At 45.4% G+C, this 15,224-nt stretch carries 11 protein-coding genes; 7 read left to right on the top strand and 4 right to left on the bottom strand.

The annotated features are described in order from the left end of the window. Positions 1-11: 11 nt before the first annotated feature. Both Q9R46_RS05030 and Q9R46_RS05035 read right to left on the bottom strand, forming a co-directional pair. Positions 12-950 (bottom strand): FAD:protein FMN transferase, encoded by a 939-nt coding sequence (locus Q9R46_RS05030; RefSeq protein ID WP_311279173.1) that lies wholly within the window; start codon positions 948-950, stop codon positions 12-14. A gap of 12 nt (positions 951-962) precedes the next feature. Then, on the bottom strand, positions 963-1,892 hold the full coding sequence (locus Q9R46_RS05035; protein ID WP_311279174.1) for a LysR substrate-binding domain-containing protein: 930 nt from the start codon (positions 1,890-1,892) through the stop codon (positions 963-965). A gap of 181 nt (positions 1,893-2,073) precedes the next feature. On the opposite strand from Q9R46_RS05035, the gene Q9R46_RS05040 reads away from it, so the two are divergent. The 5 genes from Q9R46_RS05040 to Q9R46_RS05060 all read left to right on the top strand — a co-directional run bounded on the left by Q9R46_RS05040 (position 2,074) and on the right by Q9R46_RS05060 (position 9,158). Next, positions 2,074-2,688 carry an NADPH-dependent FMN reductase gene (locus tag Q9R46_RS05040; protein WP_311279175.1) on the top strand — a complete coding sequence of 205 codons (615 nt, stop codon included), beginning with the start codon at positions 2,074-2,076 and terminating at the stop codon, positions 2,686-2,688. A gap of 13 nt (positions 2,689-2,701) precedes the next feature. Next, complete coding sequence (locus tag Q9R46_RS05045; protein ID WP_311279176.1) at positions 2,702-5,152, top strand: flavocytochrome c; 2,451 nt, start codon at positions 2,702-2,704, stop codon at positions 5,150-5,152. Positions 5,153-5,324: 172 nt separating this feature from the next. Continuing rightward, complete coding sequence (locus Q9R46_RS05050; RefSeq protein WP_311279177.1) at positions 5,325-6,842, top strand: spore germination protein; 1,518 nt, start codon at positions 5,325-5,327, stop codon at positions 6,840-6,842. Next, entirely contained in the window at positions 6,839-8,017 is a 1,179-nt protein-coding gene (locus Q9R46_RS05055; protein WP_311279178.1) for a Ger(x)C family spore germination protein, read from the top strand. The genes Q9R46_RS05050 and Q9R46_RS05055 overlap by 4 nt, the downstream gene beginning before the upstream one ends. A gap of 16 nt (positions 8,018-8,033) precedes the next feature. Further along, on the top strand, positions 8,034-9,158 hold the full coding sequence (locus Q9R46_RS05060) for a GerAB/ArcD/ProY family transporter (RefSeq protein WP_311279179.1): 1,125 nt from the start codon (positions 8,034-8,036) through the stop codon (positions 9,156-9,158). A 116-nt stretch (positions 9,159-9,274) separates the two neighbouring features. Here Q9R46_RS05060 and Q9R46_RS05065 read toward each other — a convergent pair whose 3' ends face one another. Together Q9R46_RS05065 and Q9R46_RS05070 are read right to left on the bottom strand one after the other, a co-directional pair. Continuing rightward, entirely contained in the window at positions 9,275-10,540 is a 1,266-nt protein-coding gene (locus Q9R46_RS05065) for an MFS transporter (protein ID WP_311279180.1), read from the bottom strand. Further along, positions 10,540-11,190 carry a TetR/AcrR family transcriptional regulator gene (locus Q9R46_RS05070; RefSeq protein ID WP_311279181.1) on the bottom strand — a complete coding sequence of 217 codons (651 nt, stop codon included), beginning with the start codon at positions 11,188-11,190 and terminating at the stop codon, positions 10,540-10,542. The genes Q9R46_RS05065 and Q9R46_RS05070 overlap by 1 nt, the downstream gene beginning before the upstream one ends. Before the next feature lie 247 nt (positions 11,191-11,437). On the opposite strand from Q9R46_RS05070, the gene fabD reads away from it, so the two are divergent. Together fabD and Q9R46_RS05080 are read left to right on the top strand one after the other, a co-directional pair. Beyond that, a complete protein-coding gene (fabD, locus tag Q9R46_RS05075; protein ID WP_311279182.1) occupies positions 11,438-12,646 on the top strand; it encodes an ACP S-malonyltransferase in 1,209 nt (402 codons plus the stop codon). Next, the gene (locus tag Q9R46_RS05080) at positions 12,639-15,224 is read left to right on the top strand and encodes a non-ribosomal peptide synthetase (RefSeq protein ID WP_311279183.1); all 2,586 of its coding nucleotides are present in this window, start codon (positions 12,639-12,641) and stop codon (positions 15,222-15,224) included. The genes fabD and Q9R46_RS05080 overlap by 8 nt, the downstream gene beginning before the upstream one ends.

Consider the following 15,224-nt stretch of genomic DNA (forward strand, 5'->3'; position numbering starts at 1 on the left):
TCAAAACGTTACTAACTTGATATTGGCTGAATTTTCCCATGCAGATTTTCGGTGTAGGCCATGTTTCCATCGGTCGTGATAACGGCGGCTTCGATATGTTTCATCCCGTTGACTCTATGAATAATGGAGGCCGCATCTAAGCCGAATAACTCTGTTGTATAGATATCACAGTCCAGCGATCTATCCGCAATAATGGTCAAAGAAGCGACATTACTTACGATGGGATAACCTGTTTTGCTACTAAAGATATGATGGTACTGCTGGCCTTCCTTTTCCAAAACACGCTCGTATATGCCTGAGGTAACGATGGATTGCTCTCTGATGCTGACGAGTGCTGCTGCATTGCCTCTGGGTAAAAAGGGATTCTGTATTCCCACATTCCAGTGACTCGAACCCGAAGGGGAGTCCCCATGAACAAGCACATTTCCGCCCATATCGACCATAGCTGAGATTACTCCGTTTTTCTTGAAAAAGGCCATCACCTGATCGGCAAAATAACCTTTAGCGATGGCTCCCAGGTCGATCTCCATCCCCTTTTTTAATAAATGTACGGTCTGGTGCTCATCATTGAGCTGTATATGTTCAGGCTGTAAGAGCGCCAGTACCTTCTTAATCTCTCCATCCTCCGGCACCTGTGCCTCGCGGAAACCGATTCTCCACAATTTGATCAACGGGCCAATCGCAATATTTAAAAAAGAACCTTCATTCAGGCTGTGTTCTTTGCCTATCTTGATCAGATCATACAGTTCCCTGTCGACTTGGAGCGGATGGGACGCGGCTTCTTGTTTCAACATCGCAAGCTGTGAGTGATCACTGTTGGCGCTAAAGACTTTTTCGTAACGGAACAGCATGTTCTCTGCTTCCTGAGCAAGTTCTTCTGCGCCGGCCCCTTCGATGTATAGAGTGATTTTAGTTCCCATGAGAGGGATCGTTTTCGTAAAAGATTTCATGTGAATCTCCTCCTACACTGCGCATTGTTGTCCATGATTCAGAAAAGTATGGATAAGGTCATGATCTACACTCGTAAGCTTTCTTTCCCCATGATGTGCTATAAAATAATCCAGACTCATCTTATCAATCGGGATCGGGTAAATGTTGTATTCGGAAGGAGACTCGTCAATCCGGACACTTTCTGGAATGATCGTCAGGCCCATATTCTGTTTGGCAAGTTTCAACACCGTGTGGATTTCGTTGCTTTCCATCACGATGCTCGGTTGGATTTTGTGCACACTAAGTAATTGATCGATCTGTTTACGGACCGCAGAGCCTTTGGACGTTAAAACGAGCGGTTGGCTCAGCATGGTGGGGATATCAAACGTTCCCTCCGGGATGACGGCAACATGTTTCTGATATAGTTCACAGCCGCGCGGGATAACTGCCCGGTAGCTGTGCTTGCCCCAACTAAAGGAGTTTAGATTTGGGGAAATGCTGCTCGAATTTTGCCCAATCCAGAAGTCGAGTTCGTAATTTTGAATCCGTTTTTCATTTTTTTCAGGCAGATCCTCTACGAGATTAATCTTATAGGCAGGATGAAGCTGTAAAAATGCCGGTAAAAAAAGAGGTGTCAAATAAGAACCCAGGCTAGGCAGAATCCCGATCCGCAACACTTTGTTGCCGATATCTGATGCATATGAGATTTCTTTCATGAGCTTGGCGTAGCTATGTTCGAGCGAAGTTAAATATTGATAATAGATTTTTCCCTGTTCGGTTAATCGATACGGAAGCTTGTTGCGAGTAATCAGCTCACAATCTAACTGACTTTCCACTTTTTTGATTACTTTGGTCAGGTAGGGCTGAGAAATATAAAGGGATTGGGCTGCTTTGCTAAAGTTGCTGTATTTTAAAAGGCTGTCGATGTAACATAAAATATCCTGCGATTCTAATTTAGACATGTCGCTCACCCTTTGTGAAAAAAATAACAAACTTTGAATTTGAGGTGATTATAACAAATTGGTTATCAAACTGCAATGAATAACTATTAGATCATTCCAGCTTCTCTATGTTAAGGTTATGCCGAAAGATCGAGTCTGACATTGACGAACATGATTTTCGAATGACAGAGAGGGGATTACGATGAATTATTTAGCTATTGTGGGCACCAATTCGGATGAATCAACGAACCGCACGCTGCTTCAATTTATGCAAAAGCATTTTGCAGACGAGGTCAAGATCGACTTGTTTGAAATTAAGGATCTGCCTGCTTTTATTGAAAAAGATGAAATAGAAGACGCTGAAGTTGATATACCTGTGAAGGTGCAAGATTTACTGGATCAGATTTCTAGAGCAGAAGGCATTATTATTGCTACTCCGGAGTACGACCATGCGATCCCTGCTGTGTTGAAAAGTGCGCTGGAATGGGTCAGTTATACCACTCAAACTTTGAAAGACAAGCCGGTTCTGATTGTGGGTGCTTCACACGGTTCACTTGGTTCTTCCAGAGCGCAAGCGCATCTTAGACAAATTCTGGATTCACCTGAGCTTGGTGCGAGAATGATGCCGAGCAGCGAATTTCTTTTGGGAAAATCGCAGAGTGCATTTGATCACAGCGGTAGCCTAATCAGTGCAGAGAAAGTGGCAGAGCTAGAGGAAATTTTCAGGGAGTTTGTTCTGTTTACGGAAATCACCACAGAGTTGCTGTCAAAACGGACGTTGAAGAAAAAAACGAAAAAATTTTCCTGGCAAGAGTAGGGGGCTAACTACAATGAAAATCATAGCGATCGTGGGCACCAACGCAAAGAAATCGTATAATCGCAAGCTGCTTCAGTTCATGCAAAAACATTTTGAGTCCAGAGCTACCATTGAAATTCTCGATATTACCGATGTTCCGATGTTTAATCAATCCGATAACCAGACGAACAGTGCCATTATACAATCGTTTAACGAAAAAATTACCGCAAGTGATGGTGTCATTATTGCAACTCCGGAATACAACCATTCCATTCCTTCATCCCTGAAAAGCTTGCTGGAATGGCTGAGCTTTGAAATCCATCCGCTGGCAGGAAAGCCGGTTATGATTATTGGTGCGTCACAGGGAACGCAAGGTTCGTCTCGTGCTCAGCTGCATCTTCGTCAAATTCTGGATGCGCCGGGTGTTGAAGCGAACGTGATGCCGGGGTACGAGTTTTTGCTGGGCAATGCGCATAAAGCGTTTGACGAAGCAGGCAACCTGAACAGTGAAGGTACGATTGATTTCCTGGAGATATGTTTCTTGCGGTTCCTCCGGTTTGCGAAAATATCCAATCAGCTCAACGAGGAAGAAGAGTTCACCTATAAACCGGGTGTGTATGAAGTCAATGCGATTGGTCACAGCGGCAATCTGCCGATGAAGGTATCCTTTAGTGAAAATCGGATCGAACGTATTGATATCGATTCCCAGGGAGAAACCGAAGGCATCGCCGATGTTGTTTTTGTAAGAATACCGAATAAAATCATTGAAGGACAGACGCTGAATGTAGATGCGCTATCCGGTGCTTCCGAGACAAGTAACGCGGTCATCAACGGTGTCGCGAAGGCAGTCAAGCTGGCCGGAGTGAACCCAGACATTCTGAAAAGACGTGCAAAACCTGCCAGCAGCCAGATGAAGGATGATGAGGAATATACTTGCGATGTGGTAGTTGTAGGGGGAGGCGGCGCTGGACTCAGTGCGGCTGCTACAGCTCTACAGCAGGGGGCAAGTGCGATTGTGCTTGAGAAATATCCTGCTGTTGGCGGTAACACGATCCGTTCAGGTGGTCCTGTTAACGCGGCAGACCCTGCATGGCAACAGCAGTTTAGTGAAAATCCGGGGGAAAGACAAACGATTGAGAACCTGTTAAGTACCGATGAGAGCCTGATTCACCCGGAATATATCGATGATTTCCATGCGCTGAAGGCAGAATTTGCAGCATATCAGGAGAAGTTTGGTACGGAAAAGGCTTATTTATTCGATTCCCCGCTATTGCACAGAATGCAAACGTATTTCGGGGGCAAACGAACCGACTTGAACGGCACCACGATCTATGGACAGTATGATTTGGTCAAAGTACTTACAGACCGTGCCTTGGAAAGTGTGCAGTGGCTTGAAGATATCGGGGTCGAATATGATAAAAGTATCGTATTTGCTCCGGTCGGTGCCCTGTGGCGACGTGGTCATAAACCTGTCAAAAGTTATGGCTCTGCCTTTATCATTGCGCTTAGTAAATATGTAGAAGACAATGGCGGACAAATCATTACAGATAGCCCGGTTAAACAGCTAATCATCGAAGACGGAAAAATTGCAGGTGTCATTGCAACGGGTGTAAATGGTCAGAAAATTACGATTCATGCAAAAGCGGTTGTGCTTGCCAGTGGTGGTTTTGGTGCAAATACGCAGATGCTTAAGGAATATAACACGTACTGGAGCCATATTGACGATGATATCAAAACAACGAATTCCTACGCGATGACGGGTGACGGAATATCGCTTGGCAAGAGTGCAGGAGCCGCGCTGACAGGTATGGGCTTCACGCAAATGATGCCGGTAGCCGATCCGGAAACAGGCGAGCTCTTCAGCGGACTGCAAGTACCACCTGAAAACTTTGTCATTGTTAACAAAAAGGGAGAACGGTTTGTCAACGAATTCTCTGGCCGGGATGTCTTAACCAAAGCGGCAATCGAACAGGGAAGTTTATTTTATCTAATCGCTGACGATGAGATTAAGAAAACCGCAGCCAATACCAGTCAGGAAAAAATAGATCGGCAGGTTGAAGCGGGTACTCTGTTTAGAGCGGATACCATTGAAGAACTGGCAGTGAAAGTGGGGATGGACCCTCAGGTTCTCAGATCGACCGTGGATAAGTATAACTCTTACGTAGATGCGGGCTTTGATCCCGAGTTCCACAAGGATACGTTTAGTTTAAAAGTGGAGAAGGCTCCATTTTACGCTACGCCTAGAAAACCTGCGGTCCACCATACGATGGGCGGCATCAAGATCGATACCCAAACCCGCGTATTGGATGAAAACGATCAGCCGATTGCCCATCTGTACGCCGCCGGGGAAGTGGCAGGGGGGATTCATGCAGGCAACCGTTTAGGAGGGAATGCTTTGACAGACATCTTTACGTTTGGACGAATCGCGGGTAAAACGGCTGTTGAAGAAATGAATCATATGGCAAATGTGAAAATAGGACGCTAGAGGTATGAATCAATCCTTAAACCACTTCAGTTTTGAAGTGGTTTATTTGCTGTTTTTCCCACTCTAAAAGAATAAAAAAAACGATTGGGGAAAATATATCCTTACATTGAATTTTGTTACTAAGTTGCACATTGAACAGTACTACTATCTTTCCTATTGAAGGAGCGTTCAAATGGTCGACGTTTTGGATTACCGAACGATGTCCTTCAGCACCGAACTTTCGGTGAATGTGGACATTGTTAAAACAATATACAACCATTCCACAGATATCAAAACCAGAACGTTTCCGCTTGCGGGCAGCAAGGAAGCGTTTATGCTGTTTATTGACGGTATGGTTAATGAATCGTTACTTGATTTGCATGTATTGGCCCCGCTCCTGCAAGCACGAGCGGACAATACCAAGATTGACTATGCATACATATGTTCTATTGTTAGCACAAGCCAGCTCACCGTCGCGACATGCTTTGAGGATCTGTTAAACCATATCGCTAACGGTTGTGTGGCACTGCTTGTAGATCAACTGCCATTTGGTATTGCCATCGGGATTGCTGGCTGGCAGCAAAGGGGCATTGAGGAGCCAGCAGCAGAATCGATCATCCGCGGGCCAAGGGAAGGTTTTACAGAAACACTCAGTGTGAACACTTCGATGCTACGACGCAAAATTAAAGACCCTTCTCTAAAATTAGATCCGTTCCAGGTCGGGCGATATACAAAAACATCGGTCCTTGTTGCTCATATTGATGGCATCGCTAACCATGCATTAGTTGAAGAGGTGCACAGCCGCATCAGGAGAATTGATATTGACGGTGTGCTGGAAAGTGGTTATATCGAGGGATTGATCGAGGATCACCCCTATTCTCCGTTCCCGCAGATTCAGGTTACAGAGAGACCGGATGTAGTCAGCGCTTCTCTCCTTGAAGGAAAAATCGGCATTATGGTGGATGGTACACCATTCTGTCTCATTGCCCCGACGACTTTCTTTGCGATGTTACAATCACCGGAAGACTATTACCAACGTTATATCATAAGCAGTTTCATTCGCTGGCTGCGATTTTTGTTCCTGATTATTTCACTGGTACTGCCTTCTCTTTACGTAGCCATTTTGACATTTCACCAGGAAATGGTGCCCACCTCATTGTTGCTTAGTATCGCGAAGTCACGGGAAGAGATTCCGTTTCCTGCGTTGATTGAAGCGTTGCTCATGGAGGTTTCCTTCGAGGCACTGCGAGAAGCTGGCGTGCGTTTGCCCAAACAGGTCGGTTCCGCCGTCAGTATCGTTGGCGCGCTTGTTATTGGACAGGCAGCGACCTCTGCTGGCCTTGTCTCTTCTCCAATGGTTATGGTGGTTGCCATTACCGGTATCGCATCTTTTTTGCTGCCACAATATAGCGCGGGTATCGCTATTCGTCTATTACGTTTTCCGATTATGTTTCTGTCAGGAATGTTTGGACTGCTCGGTCTGATGCTTGGGGTCATCGCCATCATTATTCATCTATGTTCCTTACGCTCGCTCGGTGTTCCCTATCTGCAGCCCCTTGCACCAATGAAGTGGAGTGAAATGCTCGACAGCTTCATGGTGTCGCCAATATGGGCTAATCTCAAGAGACCAAGTTTGACAGGGCGAAAAAATGCAATTCGGCAACCCTCCAATAACCGTCCGGATCAAGAGGATGAAGGAGCCTCGCCATGAGGGCGTGGATGCGTTATTTTTATCTAATGTTGGTTGTTCTGTTGTTCTGTCCGTTGCTGGCTGGATGTTGGGATCGTAAGGAGATCAATGATCTTGCGCTTGTAACGGGCGTAGCCATTGATAAGGCAAGTGACAACTCGATTGAAGTGAGTATTCAGATTTTTATCCCTCAAGGTTCAACTCAAAGCAGTCAGTCTGGGGGAGAAGCAACGGGTGGAAGTGGCACAACGTTTGTGCAATCCGCTCAAGGTGTCAATATAGCAGATGCCCTGGCCCAATTGCAGATGAAGTTTTCGCGCAAAATTTTCTGGGGGCATTCCGAAGTCTATTTATTTGGTGCTGAAAAGGTAGAGCAGGGCTTAAAGGATGATTTAGACTTCCTCATGCGGGATTCCGAGCCGCGCGAGCGGGCTTTTACTTTTGTCACCAAGGGAAAGGCCAAAGAAGTATTAGAAAAACATTCGATTCTGGAACGAAATACGTCTGAAGTTTTGCGTGAGATGGCCGTCAACAAAACGAGCATCAACTCGTCGATGGCACATTTGATGGAGATGCTAGAGGATGAAAGTAAAGCGGCACTGCTGCCTTGGGTCGAGTTATTAAAAACTCCTGGCGAGGTTGATCCAACCAAAGGCATTGGTTACATTAACGGAACCGCCATTTTGCATAACGATAAGTTGGTTGGGGTAGCGGATAACCGGATTACTCGCGGCATTTTGTGGGCGGTGGATGAGATGAATAATGCAATTATTACAATTCGCCCCGAGCATTTGAAGGGAACCATATCGGTGCAATTGTTGAGAAATCGATCCAAGATTATACCGATGTACAAAAATGGAGAGTGGTCCATCAGGATTGATGTGAATTGCAAAAATCAGTTAATTCAGAACACAACAGAGACTAACATTGATCAGAGTATTGATAGCTTGGAGAATATTGAAAAACAGTTGGAAGAAAATATTGAAGAACGTATTCACTTGGCGATTCATGAAGCTAAAACCAAATATAAAGCGGATATCTTTAATTTTGCTGGTGCATTTCATCGTAAATATCCCGTGTTGTGGAAAAAACACGAGAAGGATTGGGATGCTATTTTTCCGGAAATCAACGTTACAGTAAACGCACAAGCGGATATTTTGCGTCCAGGCATGTTCAATACTCAACAGAAACAATAGGGAGAGGAGGGCCTTCATGTACAAGGAGAAGATCAGTGGTAATCAGGTTTTTTGGCTGATTTCCACGATGCAGATTGGAATGACCATTCTGCTAACCATTAATCCGTCTATTGCTGTTGCCAAGCAGGATGCCTGGATTTCCATATTACTCTCCAGCATGTTTTCCGTAGGACTTGCCTACGTGCTGACACGTATAAGCATTATGTATCCCAATGAGTCTCTTATCAGTTATGCCCCTAAAATTATGGGCAAGTTTCTGGGGCATGTGATTATTTTGATCTATGTATTGTATTGGTTTACGGTGCTAGGGATTATCTTGCGACAGTACGGCGATTTTATGATTGGCACCATCCTTCAATTGACGCCAGTCATCATCCCCATTGTCGGCATGCTTATTGTTGCGGCTTATGTAACGTATGCGGGTATCGAAGTCTTGGCCAGATGCAGCGAGGTACTAGGCCCTCTCATCTTGCTTGGTATTATGGTGCCCTTGCTCCTCAATATTTCCCAAATCCAGCTTGACAACCTGCAGCCGATTATTATGGACAATACCTTCACCGTACTGCTGAAAGGGGCATTGCCAACCGCCTCATTTCTGGGGGATAACATATTGCTCATGATGATTCTCCCTTTTGTGGCTGATCCACAAAAAGGGGTGAGGGGTGCTCTTTTAGGTTCTGTTGTAGCTGGTCTCTTCACGTTACTTTCAGCGATGCAATGCATCGCTATCTTTGGTTATTCTACGGCATCCAGACAGACCTATCCGTTTCTCAATCTGGTACGTTTTATTTCCTTCGGTTTCCTGCAAAATCTCGATGCGATCGTCGTGGCGATCTGGATCATGGGGATTTTTATCAAGGTGTCGTTATATCTGTTTGCAGCATCTTACGGGACTGCCCAGTGGCTAGGGGTTAAACGTTGGCGGAGCTTCATCTTTATCGCATCTCCAATCGCCATCATACTATCTATGTTGCCACGTAACTTTGTGGATAGCTCTATTCTTTTTCCGAAGCTTGTAGCCGTACCGTTTAACCTGCCCGTTGTTTTTATTCTACTTCCACTGTTGTTATGGATTGTGGCATTGATTCGTAACAGGAAGAAAAAGCATCCTGAGGAGCAACGACACGAGGCAACAAGCTGAGCCCGAAAAAACGTTACGAAAAATGCGGAGTAGATGAAGTGCCCCCTGAAATAAACATCGAGATCACGCGCACGTATCCGATGAATCGCAGGGGGTATTCGGTTTGGAAAATATGATTATGGCGTAGCCTGTTCGGCAGTTGCAGGTGCCGTGGTTTTGCGAACAAGTCCCGGAAGTGATCTCAAATAGAAGAAACTAACGGCGACTGTGCATATAGCCAGTGTGAGATGAAGCCATGTCACATTGATCCACACAGGGAAGGCCAAGCTGATCGTTCCGAGTGCCAGAGAATGGCCCAGCATCATAACGGGTTCAATGAGTGAATTCACACGTCCCATATTCTGAGGCGGAACAAGTTCTGGAAGCCAGCTACCAAGTGCAATGTTGATAGGAGCAATGGCGATCCCTGCCAGCAGAATAATAACGAAATAAAGCTCCACACGAGGTACGAGGCCCAATCCTGCCAAGAGCAGGCTTGCTAAAAATAGACAAGCGATCAGAATGGGTGTTCTTGTGTAACGCCGAATCAGAATGGGTCCCAAAATACTGCCGATCAAGAAACCAATCCCCATAAAAACAGTGACAAGGGACGAATGGACAACATACTGATCCGGGCTAAGTTTGTACTTCATTGAAAAGATTGGAAGGACGGAAAAAACTCCGTTAACTATACCAAAAAACATGAATCCACTAATTAAAATCAGCAGGAGCCGGTTATTTATAATATAATGAAGCCCCTGCCAGAAGTCTTTGATGACAAGAGAAAATCGTAGATCACGTACACGGTTTTTTCCGTTCGGCATGCGTGCCTGTTCGGGAAATTTGGCCCAGGCGAGAAGGAAACCAGATAACAGGAAACTGCACAAGTCCACGATAATAGCTCCCTCGATACCAATGAAATGGTATGCCGTTGCTCCCAGACTCAGTCCAAAAAGCATAAATACACCTGAGATGATCTGAATAAGTCCAGATGCGTGAACGTACTGATCTGGACCGATGCTACCTTGGAGAAGTCCCATTTCGGCCGGGCCGAAAAACTTGGAAATGGAACTACGCAGAAACAGAATCAGAAAGCACATAAACAGCACGTCATAGTGAACAAAAAGCAGCAATAACAAGGTTAACAAAGCTCTGATCCAGTCACTGTATGTAGCGATATGTTTACGATCAAAACGGTCTGCAACGACTCCAACAATCCAGAAAACGGCCAAGGTTGGAAGGGAATACATAAGCTCTGCCATACTGGCTAAAGAGGGCTGGTTGCTGAAACGATCCACCATATAATAAGCGAACGCCATATTTCCAACGACATTTCCCAGCTGCGAAGTGAAGGTTGCCAGAAAGAGCTTCAAGAAAGTTGGATTACGGAAAAGTTCCTGCATTAGTTTTCCTCCGAATGGTCAGGTTCGTGAATCATTACGGGGTGTAACAGTGTTTTCAGATACGCGAGCAACGCCTCAAACTGCATGCTTGTTTTAGCCTTTTCGGTACCTACCGTGATGGAATGTGTCATAATTCCTTCCTGATATGATGCAGCGAGTCTGGAAATGTCCATCACGTCCATGTCAGGAGAGAATTCTCCTCGCTCCACGCCAATCCGAATTAAGGTTGCGAACTGTGCAACACCCGAATTGTAGCGCTCAATCAGTAAGTTCCGGCGTTCCTCATCGCGTGAGCCAATCAGAGAGTATTCATAGAAAGCAGATTGTAGTCCCGCATTCGGGAAACGAAGCAGATCCTGCAATTGCTGCCTATAGAGATCCTGGATAATTTTCCAGACGGATGACGAAGAGTGAATCAAGGTTTCGATGTGTTCTTTGTAACGCATATCTTGCCAATGAAGCAGTGCCTCGAAGATTTCTTCTTTGCTTTGATAATATAGATAGATCCAGCCTCTGCTCATACCGGCTTCTTCGACAATATCTTTTAGCGTTGTTGCCCCGTAACCCTTGTGTTCAAATGCACGTTTCGCTGCTTCAAGAATTTGCAAAGTCCTTAGTTCCTTCTGATCGTCGGATAACTTTGGAGACATCGGAGCAGTCCCTCCTTTTCTTAAAAATGAATCACGATTTATTATAATATAAATGACATGAAGTTCATTTTGCAATGGGTAAAAAAAATAAATTGATCTGTTTAAGGCAGTGTTGATATAATGTGTTCAAATGTAAAGAAATTGTATTATAATCCTTAAATTTCAATTATGATTAGGTGATTAAATCATGTAACAACGAAAAATGAATATCAAAAATTGTCGAATATCTGGTTCTGAGGGGGATGTTATGCACACGGCACTGCTGTTTCCCGGTCAGGGATCGCAATACATAGGCATGGGACAGGATCTGTTTACCCGTTCCATAGTAGCCAGAAGAACGTTTGAAGAGGCCTCAGAGATCTTGGGATACAGCGTATCGAACCTTTGTTTTCAAGGAAGTCTGGCAGAGTTAACCCGGACCGATTATGCACAGCCGTGTATCTTGACGGTTGGCATCGCTGCCTTTCGTGTGTTAGTGGAGAGAATGGAACGTGAGCCAGTCTATTTGGCAGGGCACAGTCTTGGAGAAATTACGGCGCTGACTGCTTCAGGAGCATTGCATTTTGCAGATGCTGTTCGCCTTGTACGTTTAAGAGGCATGTTGATGCGTGATGCCCAGAAGCATAAAGCTGGCTCCATGATGGCTGTCCATGGGCTTACCCCTCAAGTCATTGAGAAGGAATGCCTTGAGCCTGAATATCGAGGCCTAGTGGTCATTTCCAATCTGAATTCCAGCCGCCAAACTGTCGTTTCGGGTCAAGTGAATGCGCTTACAAAAATAAAAGAACGATTTACTGACTTGGGAGGTCATGTTACACCGCTTAAGGTGGACGGTGCTTTCCATAGCCCATTCATGAAGAACGCGGCCATGCAATTGTATGATGAACTTCGCCTTATCCCTTTTCATTCCATGCGTTATTCCGTACTTTCCAATGTTACTGCTCTTCCTTATCCTAATGTGAATTGCATCCCCTCTTTTTTATCGGAACAAATGGTAGAAAGGGTCCGCTGGCAAGGATGTGTGCAATTTCTAATGGAGAGGCAGGTTTACAACCTGATTGAGGTTGGACCAGGTAGCGTGTTAAGTAATATGCTGCGAAGAGAGAAGCTTGATGCATGTATGATCCAGTCTATGGACACAAAGGAGTATCTGCAGAAACTGATCAAGGAGAGGCTTCCAAAGGGGAATAGAGCAGTTTCATATGCCCATTATTTAAAAGCGGCACTTTGTGCCAAAAACTACAACATGCACGGGGAAACTTCGAATTATTTGAAAGAGGTTGCGGGGCCGTTTCGGGAACTGGAGCAACTTGCTAGGTCAGGCGATGTTGCAGACGGTAATGCTAAAGCTCTTGAAGCGTTAAATCACATTTTGGATTGTAAGATGACTCCTGCTGTTCAACGGGGAGGTATTCTCAGTCATATAGCTGAAGAAGGAGTGGTTCGGCATGTTTAGCACACTCAATGAGGCCCTGAATCATCACACTGTTCTGGAAGAACGAGGAATCACCTTTATTGAAGGAGAATCCCAAAGTGAGTTTTGCAGCTTTGCAGAGCTTTATCGGTCCTCGATGTGTGCCCTGCATCTCCTAAGGAAGAACGGAGTAAGTGAGGGATCTGAAGTGATTTTGCAGTTGGATAACACCCGGGAATTCCTCGTTATTTTCTGGGCCGGCTTGCTGGGGGGGTTCATCCCTGTTCCCTTGACAGTGAGTAAAAATGAAGAATCGCTGACCAAAACGTTACGTGTAACCGGTGTTCTGAACCGTCCCTTTATCGTAGCGGAATCGCGACACGTGGAAGAACTCCGTGAGCATCTGTCCCGCATTCCAGATCGAAATTGTGTTCTACTGGATATCCAGGATCTGATGAACCAGGCCTTCGAACATCAAGAGCAACCTGTTTCTGCTCATCCTGACGATGTTGCCTTTATTCAGTTTTCCTCGGGGACAACGGGAGAACCCAAAGGTGTGAAACTGACACATCGCAAGCTTCTCGCGAACATTTATGATTTGGAAGAACGTTTGGGAGCCACCTCGGAAGATGCTTTTCTCAATTGGATGCCACTGACTCACGACCTCGGCATGATTATGTTCCACTTGCTCCCGCTGGTCGCCGGGTTGAATCAGTATCAGATGCCCACTTGGCTTTTCATAAGACGACCTGTTCTCTGGTTGCAATCCGCCAGCCACTTCAAAGCAACAATGCTCGCTTCGCCCAATTTCGGAATCAAGTATTTCTTGAACGCGTATTACAAAGCTGCGAACCAGCGCTCTTTTGATTGGGATTTAACTCCAATTAAAGCGATCGTGAACGGTGCAGAACCTATCGATGTGGACGCATGTCGACAATTTTTAGATGAGATGGCCGTTTTTGGACTTGACGGGAAAACGATGAAAATGGGATACGGCATGGCTGAGGCTTGTGTGGCGGTATGTATCCAGGAGCAGCACGAAGCCTTCACAACGTATTATGTCCGTCGAGATACTCTCAGTGTCGGGGACCAGGCCGTTTTCCTATCAAGTGAGGATGAAGCAGGGCTGGCACTCTCTGGAACGGGAACCCCGTTACGAAATAGCCAGGTGAGAATTTGTGATGATTCTGGTCATACGCTTCCCAAGGGTTATATCGGATATATTCAGATCAAGGGTGCGAATATTACAGACGGATACTACAACAATGAAGAAGCGACCACCAAACTTTTTACGCCGGACGAGTGGGCTCATACAGGTGATCTGGGCTTTCTAATCCATAATCATCTGGTGTTTACGGGGAGAACCAAGGACATCATCATCATTAACGGCTCCAACTATTATCCCTATGATATTGAACGTATTGCAGAGGAATATACGGATCTGAAGATCAAACGAATGATTGCTTGCGGAGTATACAATGAAGCTACTGGCACGGAAGAGGTTGTATTGTTCGTTTTGTACAGGGACAAGCTGGAAGAGTTCGGACGTCACGCGGATCAGATTCGCAGACATGTAAACCATGTGATGGGTATCCATCTAAGTGTTATTCTACCGATTTCCAAGATACATCAAACGACCAGCGGCAAGTTACAGCGTTACAAATATATCGAAAAATATAAAGAAGGAGCATTTCAGAAAGTCGAAGACGAACTAAGCAAGTGGCAGGAAATGCGGGAACAGGAAGCGCTGGTGCATAGGCCTAAGGATGCGATGCAGGAAGCGCTGTTTGAAATATGGAGCAAGCTGCTTGGCAAGAAATATTTCGGAGTCCATGACAGCTTTTTTGAGATAGGTGGAACTTCGATTCTCGTTATTCAGATGCTTGAGGAAGTAGACCTTCTATATCCGGATGTCATCACACTAACCGATATTTTTGCCTATCCTTCTGTGGAACAGCTTGCACAGCTGATTTCCAGTTCAGAGGGATTGTCCAAAAAGGAGATACAGCTACAAGCAGTTCAGTTGGAAGCGCCGTACTTCGAAGCGGAGTGGAGCGGAGCAGAGAATCAGTACCGTATGGTGATGTCCTCGTCGCAACGAAATCGATTCCAAACATTTTGTCACGAGTTGCAAGTTGCAGAAGAAGCGGTATGGCTTGCCCTTTTTTCGAACGCCATCTATGAAATATCGACCGGATCTAAAGTGACTGTGCATACAATGCTGGACGGCAAGGGCTGGATTGTACCTTTTTACGTGGATTTTGCAGAAGTAGAAAGAATAGAAGAGTTACTCCTTCTGGCCGGTGCGAAGAAAAAAGTGGGCGAAGCAGAAGTATACCACGCGAGAGATATTGAAAGACATGTGACTCGCATTGAACCTGGGTATGTCCGGTGCCTGTTCGCACAAAGAGGGTGGTTGCATACAGAAGATACCCTTTATAACGTATTTGACATGATCATGGAGTGGGAGGACTTAAAAGATACATCGGCGCTTTTTTTCCGCTACAACCCTTCCAGAATGAATGGAGTGCTTATGAAAGAGTTGTTCCAGACCATTGCAGACTCCATAGAGACTCTACTGAGTGTGGATATGGTTCCCAATATATCGGTATCACAGTGA

This window comes from Paenibacillus sp. RRE4 (assembly GCF_031844205.1).
Taxonomy (GTDB): domain Bacteria; phylum Bacillota; class Bacilli; order Paenibacillales; family Paenibacillaceae; genus Paenibacillus; species Paenibacillus xylanexedens_B.